Below are 16,399 nucleotides of genomic sequence, written 5' to 3' on the forward strand. Positions count from 1 at the left end.
AAGGCCGGACGCACATGGCACAGCCCTTCACCCTGCCGGACTTCTATGTTCCGTATCCGGCGCGCCTCAATCCACATGTCGAGGAGGCGCGGCAGCACACGAAGACGTGGGCGCGGGCCATAGGGATGCTGGAGGGGTCCGGCATCTGGGAGGAGAAGGACCTCGACTCGCACGACTACGCGCTGCTGTGTGCCTACACCCACCCCGACTGCTCGGCCGAGGCCCTGTCCCTGGTCACCGACTGGTACGTGTGGGTCTTCTTCTTCGACGACCACTTCCTGGAACTGTTCAAACGGACCCCGGACCGCGAGGGGGGCAAGGCGTACCTGGACCGGCTGCCGGCGTTCATGCCGATGGAGCGGGGTGCGCCGACGCCGGAGCCGACCAATCCTGTCGAGGCGGGGCTGGCGGATCTGTGGGCGCGGACGGTGCCCGGCATGTCGGACGCGTGGCGGGTGAGGTTCGCCGAGGCGACGAAGAACCTGCTGAACGAGTCGCTGTGGGAGCTCGCCAACATCAATGAGGGCCGCATCGCCAACCCCGTGGAGTACATCGAGATGCGCCGCAAGGTGGGCGGCGCCCCCTGGTCGGCGGGTCTGGTGGAGTACGCGGCCGGCGCCGAGGTGCCCGAGGCGGTGGCCGGCGAACGGGCGTTGCGCGTGCTGCGCGACGCGTTCTCCGACGGGGTCCATCTGCGCAACGACCTGTTCTCGTACCAGCGCGAGGTCGAGGACGAGGGCGAGAACAGCAATGGCGTCCTGGTCCTTGAGCGCTTCCTCGACTGCTCGACGCAGGAGGCCGCCGAGGCGGTGAACGATCTGCTGACGTCACGCCTCCAGCAGTTCGAGAACACCGCGCTGACCGAACTGGGCCCGCTCTGCGTGGGGAAGGGCCTCGACGCGGCGCAGACGGCGGCCGTGCTCGCGTACGTCAAGGGGTTGCAGGACTGGCAGTCCGGCGGCCATGAATGGCATATGCGCTCCAGCCGCTACATGAACGACGGCGGGGCCGCGCAGGCCGCGCCGGGCTTCGGGATGGCCGCCGCGTCGATCCGCTTCACCCCCCGCTCGGAATCCGCCAGGCTGCGCAGCCACACCCATCTGCCGTACCAGCATGTAGGCCCGTCCCTGCTGCCCGACTTCGATCTTCCGTTCGGCACGACGCTCAGTCCGCATCTGGACGGGGCCCGGGTCCGGATCGTCGACTGGGCGAACCGGATGGGCATCCTTCAGGCGCAGCCGGGGGTTCCGGGCTCACACATCTGGGACGAGGAGCGGCTGCTGGCGATCGACCTCCCGCTGTGCGCGGCGGGGCTGCATCCGGACGCCACCCCGGACGAACTCGACCTGTCCTCTCAGTGGCTGGCGTGGGGGACGTACGGGGACGACTGGTTCCCGGTGGTGCACGGTCGCGCCCGTGATCTGGCGGGGGCCCGCCTCGCCAACGAGCGGCTGTCGCTCTTCATGCCACTGGACGGGGCCGCGACGCCCGAGCCCGTCAACGCGCTGGAACGCGGCCTGGGCGATCTCTGGCAGCGCACCAGCGCACCGATGGACGACAGCGGCAGGCGTGCGTTCCGCACGTCCATCGAGGACATGACCGCCAGCTGGCTGTGGGAGCTGGCGAATCAGGCGCAGAACCGGATTCCCGACCCGGTGGACTACGTCGAGATGCGACGCATGACGTTCGGCTCGGATCTGACGATGAGTCTGTGCCGGCTCGGGCACGGCAGGAAGGTACCGCCGGAGATCTACGAGAGCGGCCCGCTCCGCTCCCTGGAGAACGCGGCGGCCGACTACGCCGCGCTGCTCAACGACCTGTTCTCGTACCAGAAGGAGATCGAGTACGAGGGTGAGGTACACAACGGTGTCCTGGTGGTGCAGAACTTCTTCGGGGTGGACTATCCGACGGGGGTGGCGATCCTGCACGATCTGATGAAGTCGCGGCTGCGCCAGTTCCTGCACGTCGCGGAGAACGAACTCCCGGTCCTGTATGACGACTTCGCTCTGGACGCCGAGGCGAGGGAGATCCTCGCCGGTTACGTCCAGGAGCTGAAGCACTGGATCGCGGGCATCCTGATCTGGCACCGGGACTGCAGGCGCTACCGCGAGGAGGACCTGCGGCGGGGTACCGCGGCCCCGTGGCACCTGGGCGGTCCCACGGGGCTCGGCACATCGGCGGCGCAGGTGACCTCGCTGTTCGCTCAGCTCTCCGGGGTCAGCGTGTAGCGCTTACCGGCGCGGGCCCTGATGACCTTCTCGCCACTGCTGAACAGCGTGCTGCGGACGGTCACTTCGCGGGTCCGGCCCGCCGTGATCACCACACGGCGGGCCTGTCCCGCGGCCCATTCGATGTCGACGGTGAATCCGCCGCGGGCGCGCAGCCCGCGCACCGACCCGGCCGGCCAGGCGGCGGGGAGGGCGGGGAGGATCTCGACGGCGTCGTGCTGGCTCTGCAGCAGCATCTCCGCGATACCCGAGGTAGCGCCGAAGTTCCCGTCGATCTGGAACGGCGGGTGGGTGTCCCAGAGGTTGGGCAGGGTGGAGCTCTTCAGCTGCTCGGAGAGCATCTTGTGGGCGTGGCTGCCGTCCCGCAGCCGCGCCCAGAAGTTGATCTTCCAGGCCTTGGACCAGCCGGTGCCACCGTCCCCGCGGGCACCCAGGGAGACCTTGGCGGCTTCGGCCCAGGAACTCCCGGCCTCGATCTGGCGGCCTGGGTGGAGGCCGAAGAGATGGGAGACATGGCGGTGGTCGTCGGCAGGGTCGTCGCGGTCGGTCTTCCACTCCTGGAGCTGGCCCCAGGAGCCGATGCGCAGGCCGGGGTCGAGGCGGTCGAGGGCCGTTTCGAGACGACCGCGGAAGGCGGGTGCGTCACCGAGGGTACGGGCGGCCTCCAGGGTGCTGGTGAGGAGGTCGTGGACGATCTGCTGGGACATCGCGGCCCCGGCGGTGAAGTCCCCGTGCTCGGGCGAGTAGCTCGGGGTGACGACGAGGAGTCCGTCGCGGGGGTCGGTGCGCAGGTTGGCCAGCCAGAATTCGGCGGCTTCCTTCATCGCCGGGTAGGCGGTGGAGCGCAGATAGTCGGTGGAGCCGCTGAAGCGGTAGTGCTCGTACATCTGCTGGGTGAGCCAGGCGGCGGCCTCGGGGAACCAGAAGGCGGTGGACCAGTCGTGGACTCCGGTGAAGCCGAACGGGTTGGTCTCGTTGTGCACGACCCAGCCGTCGGTGCCGAACATCTCCTTCGCCGTCCTGCGGCCGGGCTCACGCATGGCCTCGATGTAGCGGTCGTAGGGGGCGGTGGTCTCGGCGAGGTTGGTGACCTCGGCGAGCCAGTAGTTCATCTGGAGGTTGATGTTGGTGTGGTAGTCGGCGGACCAGGGCGGGGTGGTGGAGTTGTTCCAGACGCCCTGGAGGTTGGCGGGCAGCGAGCCGGCTCGCGAGGAGGCGATCAGCAGGTAGCGGCCGTACTGGAAGAAGAGCGCCTCCAGAGCCCGGTCCGCGGCGCTCGTTCCGCCTGTGTAGGCGCTCAGCAGCTGGTCGGTGGGCAGGTCGGGCAGTTGCTGACCGATGTCGAGGGCGACCCGGTCGAAGAGAGTGCGGTGGTCGTTCACGTGGGCGTCGCGGACACGCTCGTACGAGGTGGCCGCCGCGGTGTCGACGGCGGCCGTGACCTTGGCGTGCGGGTCCTGTCCGCGGTAGGCGGGAAAGGTGTCCGCATAGTCGGTGCCGGCGGCGAGGAAGAACCACGCACTGTCCGCGCCGGTGACGGTGAGACTGCCGTCGGCCCCGGCGGTGACCTTGCCACCGGTGGTGCGGACGCGGATCTGGGCCTCGAAGCGCAGGCCGTTGTCCTCGAGGGCTCCCCTGACGGTGAGGCGGTCACCGGCGGCGGATGCGGTGAAGTCGGTGCGTGGCGAGGTGTAGCGCAGAGTGAAGGCCACCTGTCCCGGGCGGTCCGCCGTCAGCCGTCCGGCGATGACGGAACCAGGATGGGAGACGAAGAACTCCCGGCTGTGGGCGACGCCTTCGTGCGTGTACGCGACGGTCGCGAGGGCGGTCCGCAGGTCCAGGCCACGCCGGTAGGAGGAGTCGGGGGCGGCCGGAGCGCCGGGCACGTCGAGGTGCAGTTCCCCGAAGACCTGGTAGGCGCCGTAGCCCCGCCGGGGCTGTCCGAGTTCGGCAGCCACGGCGTCGGGGCCGAGGCTGCCTTCGCTGTCGAGGCGCTCCTGCACCCCGGCGAGGGCGCCCGGTCTGGGGGTGGTCCAGTTGCCGAAGTCGTAGCCCTGGGCCGAGCCTGGGCCGCCGGACCAGAGGGTCTTCTCGTTGAAGGTCAGGAGCTCGGAGGCGAGCGTTCCATGGACGCTCGCGCCAAGAGCCCCGCCGCCGATGGGCAGGGACTCGCGCTCCCAGCCGACGGCGGGGGCACGGTAGTGGAGCACCGGGTTCGGCAGCTCCGCCTTCTGCTTTCCCGTCGCCGATTCATCGGAGGTCCCGGCGGCGACGGCCGTGCCGTTGAGGGCGGGAACCCCCAGCGCCAGAGCGCCCGTTACGCCGATCGCTGTCTTCACAGTGGTACGTCGCGTCATCCCGGATGTCATACCGAACGACGCTAGAGGTCCGATGACTACCCGAACAAGAGGCACGACAAAGCGGCCTCTTGGACGGAGGCCGCGTGTACTTGGACGGAAGTGCCGCTACCGGGCCGGGCGTGCTGAGCCGGCCCGGGCCGGCTCAGCCCTGCTGGAAGAGCTCGGCGGGCAGCGGCTTCAGGAGGGTGTACAGGTCGTCGGTGATCGGCCGGTCCCAGCTGGCGATGGTGACGAGCACGCCGTCGCTGCGGTCGAACTGGACGCAGGAGATGCGGCTCTCGGAGAGCTTCACCCGGCGGACGATCAGCAGGTTGTCGCCCTGCATCACGGGCATGTCCTCGGTACCGGTCACCTCGACCGGCTCGTCGTTCTCCAGCGCGAGCAGCAGCTGGGCCACCTCGAAGGGGACCTGGCCCTCCTCGGTCTCGCGGGCGGGCGAGCCCTCCGGGAGGTTGCCGATGATCATCGCGGGGCCGCGGCCGCCGAACAGGTCGTAGCGCAGGAAAACGCCCTGACAGCTGCCGTCGGGGGCGGGCAGCAGACCGGCGCCGAGGTTTCCGGGCCAGTCGCCCGGGTCCATGGCCAGGACGTCGAAGTCGGGGCCCGCGGGTGTGGCGGCGCTACGGCGGCGGAGGAAGGACATGCAGACATGTTACGTGGCCTGGGCCGCCTCGCCGAGCCGGGCCCGGGCAGGCCGGTGCCGCCCCGACGTCCCCGGTCACCCGGTGCCCGACTCCGCGGCGAGCGCCTCCAGCACGGCGACGGCCTCGGCGGCCCGGCCGAACGGCACGAAGAGGTGATCGTGGTGGAATCCGGCCACCACGTTGCAGCTGATCCCCGCATCGGTGAGGGCCAGCGCGACGGCGGCGGTCAGCCCGACGGCCTCCAGAGCCGAGTGCACACGGAACGTGATCCAACCAGCCGCGTAGGAGAAGGGCAGCCCGGCCGCCGTGGCCTCCGCTTCCGGGAGTACCAGTGTGAGGCCTTCGGCCTCACGGACCGTGACGACGGGGGCGGCCCGGTCGGGCACGACGCCGTCGGGCACGGTCACGTAGACGTAGCGCCCCGGGTGCAGCTCCGGACGCAGGTCGCTCAGCAGGACGCGAAGATCACTCTCACCTGTCACGCCCACCACGCTACCTACGGTGTGCGGTGCCGCTCGTCGTGGCGTGCGGCACGAAGTGGGCGGAGTTGCTTCGGGCGCATCAATGAGGAACGGCCAGGCATGGCGGTGACCTGGGGGCAGTAGCTCGTTCAGATGGAGCCGGGACATCTGGTCTCGGTCGAACCATGCCGAGCGCGAAGCGCTACTGGGCCGGGCGGAGGACTGCCCCCTACCAGCGTCACCTACGAACCCGCGCCGTAGCCACCTGTGGAAAGCGGCGTGACCGAAGTCCACACGCCGAACCACTGCTCGGCGCCGAAGTCCTCGTACCGCTCCACCTCGGTGAACCCCAACTTTGCCGCGAGGCGCATCGAGCGCTCGTTGGCGGTCTGGGTGCGGAGCACCACCGCCTGGCCGGGAAGCGCTTGGGCGAACCAGTCGAGTGCCGCTGCGCACGCCTCGGTGGCGTACCCGTACCCCCACGCCTGCGGCAGGAACAGGAAGCCGAGCTCGGTGCTGCCGACGTCCGGACGGACATGCCCCGGACGCTCTGCGTGCGGATCGAGCATGACCGTGCCGATCATCGCCCCGTCGAGATCGATCACGAAGAAGCCGGGGCGCCGCCCGGGCACCTCGGGCACCGTGCGTTCGAGTTCGGCACGCGGTTGTGGTCCGCCGAGGTAAGTGCCCACCTCGGGAGAGGCGTTCAGCTCGATGACCGTCGCACGGTCCCGGGGTTCGGACTCGCGGAGTACGAGCCGCTCGGTCTTGATCGGGGCAGGTGGCCAGGCGAGGGCTCTGGGGGCAGTCATGCCGGCCAACATAGCCAGCATCCTCAGAAGTGATCAAGGCGCACGAGCCGATCAACACACCGGCCTGCGGCCTCACCCTCACCATCGGGGCCGGGCCCGCCAAGCCAGCGCTTCGCATGACGCTCCCCGCCGGCCGACGCGGATGCCGCAGGACGGGGTTCGCCGTCCCGCCTCCGGTCCGGGCGGGCTCGGGGCCGCTGCGGTCCTGACCGCAGCCGTCACGTCGGGTCGAACTCGCCGTCGCGGGCTTTCACGACGAAGGCGCGCCATTCCGCCGGGGCGAAGACCAGCGGCGGGCTGCCGGGGCGCCCTGCGTTGCGCATCGCGATGAATCCCTCGACGAAGGCGATCTGGACGTCGCCGATGCCCTGACTGCCGGACCGCCAACGGGCGTTGCCCAGGTCGACATCCGGCTTGTCCCAGCCGGCCATGGGCTGCTGGGGCGTCGTGCTCCGTGCCACGTCGGCTCCTCCCGCTCGTCGTTGCGGCCGGGGCAAGCCTAGCCACCGCGGACGGTCCCGAACAGGCCACGGAACGCGGTGGGTGCGGCCTGTCCGGGAAGGCTCGCGGTCAGCCCGTGGGGGGTTCGGCGCCGACGAGCCACATGGAGAAGAACTGGGCGCCGCCGCCGTAGGCGTGGCCGAGGGCCCGCCGGGCACCGTCCACCTGGTGCTCACCCGCCTGCCCCCGGACCTGGAGCGCGGCCTCGGCGAAGCGGATCATTCCGGAGGCGCCGATGGGATTGGTGGAGAGCACCCCGCCCGAGGGGTTGACCGGCAGGTCGCCGTCGAGCTCGGTGACTCCGGCCTCGGTGAGCTTCCAGCCCTCACCCTCGTCGGCGAAGCCGAGGTTCTCCAGCCACATCGGCTCGTACCAGGAGAACGGCACGTACATCTCGACGGCGTCGATCTCCCGGCGCGGGTCGCTGATCCCGGCCTGCCGGTACACATCGGCGGCGCAGTCCTTGCCCGCCTGCGGCGAGACGAAGTCCTTGCCGGCGAAGAGGGTCGGTTCGCTGCGCATCGCGCCGCCGTGCACCCAGGCGGACGGATGCGGTGAACGGTCCGCGCCCGCGCGGTCGGTGAGGATCATCGCGCAGGCCCCGTCGGAGGACGGGCACGTCTCCGAGTAGCGGATGGGGTCCCAGAGCATGGGCGCGGCCTGGACCTTCTCCAGGGTGATGTCCGGGTCGTGGATGTGCGCGTACGGGTTCTTCAGCGCGTTGCGCCGGTCCTTGTACGCGACGAGGGAGCCCACGGTGTCCGGCGCCCCGGTCCGCCGCATGTAGGCGCGCACGTGCGGGGCGAAGAAGCCGCCCGCGCCGGCCAGCAGCGGCTGCTGGAACGGAATGGGGAGCGAGAGGCCCCACATCGCGTTGGACTCCGACTGCTTCTCGAAGGCGAGCGTGAGAACGGTCCGGTGCACGCGGGCCGCGACGAGGTTCGCGGCGACGAGTGCGGTCGAGCCGCCGACCGAGCCCGCGGTGTGGACCCGGAGCATCGGTTTGCCGACCGCACCCAGTGCGTCGGCGAGATAGAGCTCAGGCATCATCACCCCCTCGAAGAAGTCGGGTGCCTTGCCGATGACGACGGCGTCGATGTCCGCCCAGGTGAGTCCGGCGTCCTGGAGGGCGGCCACGGCTGCCTCGCGGACGAGGCCGGCGAGGGAGACGTCGCGGCGGGCGGAGACGTGCTTGGTCTGGCCGATGCCGACGACGGCCACGGGCTCCTTAGCCATGAGCACTCTCCCCTTCGAGAACGGCGACCAGGTTCTGCTGGAGGCAGGGCCCGGACGTGGCGTGGGCGAGTGCCCGGTCGGACTCGCCGCGGTGGATGCGGGCGGCGGCCTCGCCGAGCCGGATCAGCCCGGCGGCCATCAGTGGATTGGCGGCCAGCGCGCCGCCGGACGGGTTGACCCGGACCTCGTCGCCGAGGCCGAGTGCCTTGCGCAGCACCACTTCCTGGGAGGTGAACGGGGCGTGCAGTTCGGCGGTGTCGACGGGGCGCTCGAAGGCCCCGGCCCGTTCGGCGGCGAGGCGGGTCGACGGCGATTCGGTCAGCTGGCGCACGCCGAGACCATGAGCCTCGATGCGGTGGTCGATGCCGCGGATCCAGGCGGGCCTGGCGCAGAGGGACCGGGCGGTGTCCCCGGCGGCGAGGATCACGGCGGCGGCGCCGTCACCGATGGGCGGGCAGTCGCCGGTCCGCAGCGGCCGGACGAGGTAGTCGCCGGCCGGGACCGCCCAGCTGAGCTGCGCGTGCGGGTTGTCCGACGCATCCGCGCGACTGCGGACGGCGATGGCCGCGAGCGCGGCCTCGTCCGTGTCGCCCGCGTCGATCAGCGCCTGGGCCTGGAGGGCGGCGAGCGCGACGGAGTCGGGCCACAGCGGGCCGGTGTAGTACGGGTCGAGCTGCCGGGTGAGGACGTCGCGCACCTGTCCGGGCGAGGACTTCCCGTACGCGTAGACGAGCGCGGTGTCCGCCTCGCCCGTCTGGATCTTCACCCAGGCCTCGTACAGGGCCCAGGCGCCGTCCATCTCGACATGGGACTCGGAGATCGGCGGGTGCGCGCCGACGCCGTCGAGCGCCATGGTGAAGGAGAAGGCGCGGCCGGCGAGGTAGTCGCTGGAGCCGGAGCAGGTGAAGCCGATGTCGCTGGTCCTGAGGCCCGTGGCGTCGAGGACCTGATGCAGGACGGGCATCAGCATCTCGACTTCGGAGAGTTCGTCGGTGCGCCGCAGGTGATCGGTCTGCGCGAAGGCGACGATCGCTACGTCTCGCATCTAGACCAGCTCCTTGTACGCGTCGTAGTCGGCGTCGGGCTCGCCGGTCGGCCGGTAGTGGTCGGGGTGGCGGCTGCCCTCGGACCAGACGGGCTCGACACGCAGTCCCATCCGCACCTGGTCGTACGGGATGCCGCCGATCCGGGCGTGCAGCGCCAGGTCCGCGCCGTCGAGGGCGATGTGCGCGTAGACGTAGGGCACCTCGATGTCGAGGTTCTTCGCCTTGATGTTGACGACGCAGAAGGTGGTGACCGTGCCGCGCGGCCCGACCTCGACCTGTTCGTCGGTGGCGACGCCGCAGGTGGGGCAGGCGCCGCGGGGCGGGACGTACACCTTGTGGCAGGACGGGCAGCGTTCACCGACGACGCGCCGGCTCGCGAGCGCTTCGAGGTAGGCGCTCTGTGCGCGGCCCGGCGAGTAGGTGTAGTCGAGGCGGGCCGGAGTGACGATGCCGGTGACGGCGTCCGCGAACCGGCCGTCGTGCGGGGCGGATGCGCCGGACTCGCTCTCGTACGGTTCGAAGCAGGCGATGTCCGTGATGGCTCCGGTGCGGGCCTCGGCCCAGCGGATGCGGACACGCATGCCGGAGCGGACCGCCTCGGGCCCGGGCGCGTCCAGGACGTGCAGGAGGGCGGTGTCGGCGCCGTCGAGGCGGACGAGCACCCAGGCGAAGGGGGTGTCCAGCGGCTGGTCGCGGCGGGGGTGCGGATTCCAGGCCCAGGTGGTGACGGTGCCGGTGCCCGCGACCTCGACCAGGTCGCGGATCTCCTCGGCGGTGACGGGGTCGTACTCGACGGGCGGGACCAGGACCTTGCCGTCGCCGGTCCGTACGCCGAGCACGGTGCGTTCGCGCAGTCCGGTGAGGAAGGCGCTCTGTACGGGGCCGAGGGAGCGGGTGAAGGGGAATTCGACCACCAGCGGTGCGCTGAGGACTTCGGGCACGGTTGGCTCCTTTGGTCAGGCCCGCCGGTAGACGGGCGGGCGCTTCTCGGCGAAGGCGCGGGCGCCCTCCTTGGCGTCTGCGGTGGCGAAGACGGGCCAGCCGCGCTCGAGTTCGGCTGCCAGGCCGTCCGTCTCGGTCATCTCCGCGGTCTCGTAGACCGATGCCTTGACCTCTTCGACGGCCAGCGGGCCGCAGGCGTTGATCTGTTCGGCGACGGCCAGGGCCGCCTCCAGTGCGGTGCCGTCGGGGACGACCCGGCCGATCAGCCCGATGCGGGCCGCTTCGTCGGCTGTGTAGGGACGGCCGGTGAGCAGCATCTCCAGCGCATGGGTGCGGGCGATCTGGCGCGGCAGCCGTACGGTCGAGCCGCCGATGGGGAAGAGACCGCGCCTGACCTCGAAGAGCCCGAAGGTCGCGCTCTCGCCGGCGATGCGGATGTCGGTGCCCTGGAGGATCTCGGTGCCGCCTGCCACGCAGTGGCCCTCGACGGCGGCGATGACCGGCTTGCGGGGGCGGTGGTGACGCAACATGGCCTTCCAGTGCAGATCGGGGTCGGCCTTCATCCGGTCCCGGTACTGCTCGCCCTCCATTCCCTTGCCGGCAAGGGCCTTGAGGTCCATTCCGGCGCAGAAGCAGCCGCCGGCTCCGGTGAGGACGACGGAGCGGACCTCCTCGTCGTCGTCCGCGGCGAGCCAGCCGTCGTACAGGCCGACCAGCATCGGCAGCGAGAGCGCGTTCTTGCTCTCGGGCCTGTTCAAGGTGAGCACCAGTGTGGCGCCTTCGCGCTGCACGGTGAGGTGTTCCGTACCGCCCATGGTCTGTCTCCCGTCTCAAGGCTAGAACAGGTTGCAGTAGACGGAGGAGCAGTTCAATAGTTTGCTGACAGTCAGTCAGATTTCTTCCCGAGCCCTCTTCCCACTTGTGGCGGTGGGCGCTCTAATGACCGCCGGGCCACTCAGCAACCGGGGTCAGGAGGAACGGTGGAGTACAACCTTGCCGACCTGTTCGAATCGGTCGTCGACGCTGTCCCGGAACGGGAGGCGCTCGTCTACCTCGACCATCCCGGAACAGGTGCCGAGCGCCGGCTCACGTACGCGGAGCTCGACGCGGCGGCCAATCGCATCGCCCATCATCTGATCGAGGCGGGCATCGGCCCGGGCGAGCACCTCGGGCTCCACCTCTACAACGGCATCGAATACCTCCAGACCGTGCTGGCCTGCCTGAAGGCGCGCATCGTCCCGGTCAACGTCAACTACCGTTACGTGGAGGAGGAGCTGGTCTATCTCTACCGCGACGCGGATCTGGCGGCCCTCGTCTTCGACGCCGAGTTCGACGAGCGCGTCGCGGCCGCCGCGCCGCAGGCGCCGAAGCTCCGCCACCTCGTCCGGGTGGGCACGTCCGCGGACGGCACGCCCGGGCCCGACGCCGTCGCGTTCACCACGGCGGAAGCCGCCGGGGATCCGGGGCGCGGCTTCGCGCCCCGCTCGGCCGACGACCAGTTCATCATCTACACGGGCGGCACCACGGGCATGCCCAAGGGTGTGATGTGGCGCCAGGAGGACCTGTTCTTCTCCGGCCTCGGCGGCGGCGCACCGACGGGCGACCCGGTGAAGACCCCGCATGAGCTGGCCGAGCGGGTGGCCGCCGGCGGGGAGGGCATCACCTTCTTCCCGACTCCCCCGCTGATGCACGGCACCTCGACGCTCACCGCGTTCATCGGCTTCAACTTCGGACAGCGGGTCGTGGTGCACCGCAAGTACGTGCCGCACGAGGTGCTCCGCACCATCGAGAAGGAGAAGGTCACCAGCGTGTCGCTGGTGGGCGACGCGATGCTGCGGCCACTGATCGACGCACTGAAGGGGCCGCTGAAGGGCACCGACTGTTCGGCGATGTTCTCGGTCTCCAGTTCGGGCGCGATCATGTCCGATTCGGTGCGGGCGGAGTTCCAGGCGCTGGTGCCGCACGTGATGCTGCTGAACAACTTCGGCTCCTCCGAGTCCGGCTTCAACGGCACCGCGACCGCCGACTCCAGCCCCGAGAACGGCTTCCGGCTCCGGGTCAACTCCCGTACGGCGGTCGTCGACCCGGCGACGTACGAACCGGTGGCTCCGGGCGAACCGGGACGGATCGCCCAGCGCGGTCACGTACCGCTCGGCTACTACAACGACCCGGCGAAGACCGCCGAGACGTTCTTCCGCAAGGGCGACGAACGGTGGGTACTGCTCGGCGACATGGCGACGGTCGACGCCGAAGGGATCGTCACGGTGCTCGGCCGGGGCTCGCAGTGCATCAACACCGGGGGCGAGAAGGTGTATCCGGAGGAGGTCGAGCAGGCGCTCAAGTCCCACCCGGATGTGTACGACGCGCTGGTCGCGGGTGCCCCCGACCCGCGCTGGGGCAGTCAGGTCGCCGCCGTGGTGCAGGTGCGCGAGGGCGCCGACGCCCCCTCGCTCGACGACGTCCAGGCGCACTGCCGCACCCGGCTGGCCGGCTACAAGATCCCGCGCCATCTGGTGATCGCCCCCCAGATCCAGCGCTCCCCCAGCGGCAAGGCCGACTACCGGTGGGCCCGCTCCGTCGTCGCACCCGCCCGCCCGGCCACCGACTGACGCGGGCCCCGCCACAAGGACGAATCACCCGAGTGCACGGCCCCGCGTCCACGGCGGACGCGGGGCCTCCTCGGAGACGTAAGCCATTCGGGCACGCCCCGTGCCCATCCGGGTACCCTGCGTGGCATCGAGGGGTGATCGCCCATAGCTTCGGCTCATGAGAAAACGACACATCAAGGGCCTCGTGAGCATCGCAGCCGCCTCGGCCGCCGGACTGGGCGTCGTCGCGCCGTCCGTCCCGGCCGTCGCCGCGGGCGGCCACGTGGTACGTCCGGGCCAGTCCATCCAGGCAGCGGTGGACGCCGCACAGCCCGGTGACACCATCGTCGTCCGGCCCGGCACCTACCGGGAGAGCGTGCTGATCACCACGCCCGGACTGACCCTGCGCGGCTCCGGGGACCGTACCGTCATCGAGCCCGGCGCGAGCGGGACCCAGCCGGACAACGCCTGTGCGAAGGCCGGCAACGGGGTCTGCGTACTGGGCACGGCGGGGCACACCGTAGACGACGTGTCCATCAGGTCCCTGACCGTCTCCGGCTTCACCCGGAGCGGAGTCTGGGCGTCCTGGACGGACGGACTGAAGGTCCGCTCGGTGACATCCGCGTCCAACGGCGTCTGGGGCATCGCGCAGCAGCGGTCCACCCGCTCCGACATCCGGGACAACACTGCCCGCTCCAACGGGGACGCAGGCATCTTCGTCGCCAACAGCGTCGACGAGGAGGGTGGCGCCACCGACACCGGCGGCACCCGGGTCCGGGGCAACACCCTCACCGACAACCGGATCGGGTTCACCGCACGGCGCGTGCGGAACCTGACGGTGAACCACAACACCTTCACCGCCAACTGCAGCGGCGTGTTCGTCGTGGGCGACGAGGGAACGCCGCGGGCCGGCGCCATGACCATCCGGTCCAACCGGATCAGCGGCAACAACAAGTTCTGCGCCGCCACCGAGCGGCTGCCCGCGATCCAGGGTTCCGGGATCGTCCTCACCGGCACCGAGTCCACCGAGGTGCGGTCCAACGTGATCCGCGACAACGTGGGCGCCACCCCGCTCTCTGGCGGCGTCGTGCTGTTCAAGAGCTTCGTGGGTGCGAAGAACACCGACAACACCATCAGCGGCAACCTGGTCCAGGGCAACCAGCCGGCGGACCTGGCCAACCAGGACACCGGCACGGGCAACCGCTTCACCGGCAATGTCTGCACCACCTCCGCACCGGCCGGGATGTGCTGACCGGTGTCCCCCCGCACAAGGAGAAGCGAGACGGTATGACCACCGTGAGCACCACCCCCACCACCACTCCCGTCCAGCCCGTTCCCACCCCGCAGCCCGCGATGCGGCTGCGCGAGATCGTTTTCGGCGCGGCGCGATCCGCTGCCGTGCGCGCTGCGGCGCGGCTGCGCGTCGCGGACGCGCTGGGTGAGACGCCGGCCACCGCGGCCGAGCTCGCCGCTGTGGTGAAGACCGAACCCGGTCCGCTGCGGCGGCTGCTGCGCGCCCTGTCCTGCTACGGCATCTTCACGGAGAACGCCGACGGCACCTTCGCCCACACCGATATGTCGCGGCTGCTGCGCGAGGACGACCCGAACAGCCTGCGGGACATCTCGCTGTGGTGCACGGAGCCGTGGACGTGGGAGGTCTGGCCCCGGCTGGACGACGCGGTGCGCTCCGGCGGCAATGTCTTCGAGGGCGTGTTCGGCAAGGAGTTCTTCGACTACCTCCACCAGGACGCCCATGAGTCGGCCCAGGTGTTCAACCGGGCCATGACGACGTCCAGCATGCAGTCCGCACTGGACGTCGCCGCACTGCTCGACCTCACCGGGGTGTCGGCCGTCGCCGACATCGGCGGCGGTCAGGGGCATGTACTGGCGAGCCTGCTGGAGAAGCACCCGTCGGTCAGCGGCACTCTGATGGACCTGCCGGGTGTGGTGGCACGGGCCGACGAACGGCTGCGGGACGGCGGTCCGCTCGCCGGCCGGGCGACCATCGTGGCCGGTGACTGCCGCCAGGGCATTCCGGTGGCGGCCGATCTCTACATCATCAAGAACATCCTGGAATGGGACGACGACAGCACCCGCCGGGCGCTGCGCGCTGTCATCGCGGCCGCCCGTCCCGGGGCCCGGGTCGTCGTCATCGAGAACCTCGTCGACGACACCCCGTCGATGCGGTTCACCACCGCCATGGACCTGCTGCTGCTCCTGAACGTGGGCGGTGCCAAGCACACCCGGCAGAGCCTGGTCGACCGGCTGTCCGAAGCCGGGCTGAGGATCGGCGAGATCCGGCCGGTCAACCCGTACCTCCACGCGTTCGAGTGCGTGGTGCCGGACTGACTCCCGCTTCCCGGGCAGCACGAGGACCGCCCCGGGTCCGGCCTGGTGGCCGGACCCGGGGCGGTCCTCGTCGTCAGGCGCTGGTGTCGCGCTCCCAGCGGTAGAACTCCTGCGCCATCGCGTCCTTCGGTCCCCGCCACGTCTTCGGGTCGTAGGGGCTGACGAAGGCCGTGAGACGGTCGCTGATGTCCTTGAACGCCGGATGGCCCGTCACTTTGGCGATCTCCGGGCCCGGCGGCCGCTCGGACTCGATCAGGTGCAGATAGACGTCGCCGAACTGGAACAGCTTGCGCCGGGTGACGCCGACCAGGTGCGGCAGTTCACTGCTGTCGGAGGCGGCGAACAGCTCGGCGATGTCCGGCGCGGACTCCGGCGCCATCCGCGCGACGATCAGGGCGTGGTGCATCGGGTGATGCCTTTCTGGTACCCGGTCCGGGCCCGGCGGGGAGGGCCGGGCTGCCGGCCGTCGGCGGACGGTGTCTCAGTTGGCCGGGACCGCGGCCGTGCGGCGCTCGCGGTCGCGCTGCTCGATCTTGTCCCGGATGAGTTCCATCTGGACACGCGAGTTGCGGTTGATGTTGTCGGTCATCCACGCGTCGTCGACCGGGGCGTCGGGGCGCATCGCGAAGTCCTGCGCCCAGTGCATGCGGGTGCCGCCGGGAACCTCGGAGTACTCCCACCGGATGTCCATGTGCTGGAACGGGCCGGGCTCGACACGGCGGGCCCGGACGGTGCGTCCGGGGCGGTCCGTGGTGCGCTCGGAGACCCAGCTCCACACCTTGTCGTTGTCGTCCGGGTGCATGGTCAGGCGGAAGGTGGTCCGCTCGCCGTCGCGCTCGATGACCTCGACCGAGGCGTACTCGCTGAACAGCTGGGGCCAGTTCTCCAGGTCGTTCGTCATGTCCCAGACCAGGTCCAGGGGGGCGGCGATGACGATCTCGTTCTCGGTGTGTCCGGACACGTCAGGCTCCTGTCATGAGGCTGTTGTTGACGAGGTCGAGGAACTCTCGGGGCGTCTTGCACCGGTCGGCGTCGGCCGGGAGCGGCTGCCCGTGCCGGTTCTCCAGGACGCCGACGATGCCGAGGAGCCCCAGCGAGTCGAGGCCGAACTCGTCGAAGGCGGTGCCGGACCGGTTCTCCATCTCCTTGGGGTCGACGGTCAGTCCGGCGCCCTTCTTCATCAGGGCGGCCAGCTCTTCGTATGTCAGCCGTTCGGTCATGAGGAACTCTCC

General features: G+C 70.4%; 16 protein-coding genes. 4 read left to right on the plus strand and 12 right to left on the minus strand.

The annotated features are described in order from the left end of the window. Positions 1 to 14 precede the first annotated feature (14 nt). Positions 15 to 2,228, plus strand: coding sequence for a germacradienol/geosmin synthase (locus SH922_RS01745; RefSeq protein WP_393053766.1), 2,214 nt, complete (start codon positions 15 to 17; stop codon positions 2,226 to 2,228). Here the strand turns inward: SH922_RS01745 and SH922_RS01750 are convergent. The 9 genes from SH922_RS01750 to SH922_RS01790 form a co-directional block, all read right to left on the minus strand. Further along, positions 2,204 to 4,438, minus strand: coding sequence for a glycoside hydrolase N-terminal domain-containing protein (locus tag SH922_RS01750; protein WP_393063440.1), 2,235 nt, complete (start codon positions 4,436 to 4,438; stop codon positions 2,204 to 2,206). The two genes, SH922_RS01745 and SH922_RS01750, sit on opposite strands and share 25 nt — an antisense overlap. Before the next feature lie 292 nt (positions 4,439 to 4,730). Beyond that, on the minus strand, positions 4,731 to 5,231 hold the full coding sequence (locus SH922_RS01755) for a hypothetical protein (RefSeq protein WP_018550733.1): 501 nt from the start codon (positions 5,229 to 5,231) through the stop codon (positions 4,731 to 4,733). Positions 5,232 to 5,306: 75 nt separating this feature from the next. Then, positions 5,307 to 5,714, minus strand: a complete 408-nt coding sequence (locus SH922_RS01760) for an ACT domain-containing protein (RefSeq protein ID WP_393053769.1) — start codon at positions 5,712 to 5,714, stop codon at positions 5,307 to 5,309. A 221-nt stretch (positions 5,715 to 5,935) separates the two neighbouring features. Then, positions 5,936 to 6,505, minus strand: a complete 570-nt coding sequence (locus tag SH922_RS01765) for a GNAT family N-acetyltransferase (RefSeq protein ID WP_393053771.1) — start codon at positions 6,503 to 6,505, stop codon at positions 5,936 to 5,938. A gap of 218 nt (positions 6,506 to 6,723) precedes the next feature. Continuing rightward, entirely contained in the window at positions 6,724 to 6,936 is a 213-nt protein-coding gene (locus SH922_RS01770) for a DUF397 domain-containing protein (RefSeq protein ID WP_393063441.1), read from the minus strand. A gap of 139 nt (positions 6,937 to 7,075) precedes the next feature. Beyond that, positions 7,076 to 8,242: a thiolase domain-containing protein gene (locus SH922_RS01775; RefSeq protein ID WP_393053774.1), complete on the minus strand. Its 1,167-nt coding sequence runs from the start codon at positions 8,240 to 8,242 to the stop codon at positions 7,076 to 7,078. Beyond that, a complete protein-coding gene (locus tag SH922_RS01780) occupies positions 8,235 to 9,287 on the minus strand; it encodes a thiolase domain-containing protein (protein WP_393053777.1) in 1,053 nt (350 codons plus the stop codon). The genes SH922_RS01775 and SH922_RS01780 overlap by 8 nt, the downstream gene beginning before the upstream one ends. Then, complete coding sequence (locus tag SH922_RS01785; protein WP_393053780.1) at positions 9,288 to 10,229, minus strand: Zn-ribbon domain-containing OB-fold protein; 942 nt, start codon at positions 10,227 to 10,229, stop codon at positions 9,288 to 9,290. Positions 10,230 to 10,244: 15 nt separating this feature from the next. Beyond that, positions 10,245 to 11,045 (minus strand): crotonase/enoyl-CoA hydratase family protein, encoded by an 801-nt coding sequence (locus SH922_RS01790; protein WP_362545789.1) that lies wholly within the window; start codon positions 11,043 to 11,045, stop codon positions 10,245 to 10,247. Positions 11,046 to 11,210: 165 nt separating this feature from the next. Between SH922_RS01790 and SH922_RS01795 the strand changes: the two genes are divergently transcribed. The 3 genes from SH922_RS01795 to SH922_RS01805 all read left to right on the plus strand — a co-directional run bounded on the left by SH922_RS01795 (position 11,211) and on the right by SH922_RS01805 (position 15,167). Next, positions 11,211 to 12,839 carry an acyl-CoA synthetase gene (locus tag SH922_RS01795; RefSeq protein ID WP_393053783.1) on the plus strand — a complete coding sequence of 543 codons (1,629 nt, stop codon included), beginning with the start codon at positions 11,211 to 11,213 and terminating at the stop codon, positions 12,837 to 12,839. A gap of 157 nt (positions 12,840 to 12,996) precedes the next feature. Continuing rightward, entirely contained in the window at positions 12,997 to 14,070 is a 1,074-nt protein-coding gene (locus tag SH922_RS01800; RefSeq protein ID WP_393053785.1) for a nitrous oxide reductase family maturation protein NosD, read from the plus strand. A gap of 35 nt (positions 14,071 to 14,105) precedes the next feature. Further along, positions 14,106 to 15,167 (plus strand): methyltransferase, encoded by a 1,062-nt coding sequence (locus SH922_RS01805; RefSeq protein ID WP_393053788.1) that lies wholly within the window; start codon positions 14,106 to 14,108, stop codon positions 15,165 to 15,167. A 73-nt stretch (positions 15,168 to 15,240) separates the two neighbouring features. On the opposite strand, the gene SH922_RS01810 is transcribed toward SH922_RS01805, so the two are convergent. From SH922_RS01810 to SH922_RS01820, 3 genes are all read right to left on the minus strand, one after another. After that, complete coding sequence (locus SH922_RS01810; RefSeq protein ID WP_393053791.1) at positions 15,241 to 15,573, minus strand: TcmI family type II polyketide cyclase; 333 nt, start codon at positions 15,571 to 15,573, stop codon at positions 15,241 to 15,243. A 75-nt stretch (positions 15,574 to 15,648) separates the two neighbouring features. After that, a complete protein-coding gene (locus SH922_RS01815) occupies positions 15,649 to 16,128 on the minus strand; it encodes an SRPBCC family protein (protein ID WP_393053794.1) in 480 nt (159 codons plus the stop codon). Between the two features lies 1 nt (position 16,129). Further along, the gene (locus SH922_RS01820) at positions 16,130 to 16,387 is read right to left on the minus strand and encodes a phosphopantetheine-binding protein (protein WP_393053797.1); all 258 of its coding nucleotides are present in this window, start codon (positions 16,385 to 16,387) and stop codon (positions 16,130 to 16,132) included. Between the last annotated feature and the right edge of the window lie 12 nt (positions 16,388 to 16,399).

The sequence above is a fragment of the Streptomyces sp. LN549 genome (genome assembly GCF_043203805.1).
Lineage (GTDB): Bacteria > Actinomycetota > Actinomycetes > Streptomycetales > Streptomycetaceae > Streptomyces.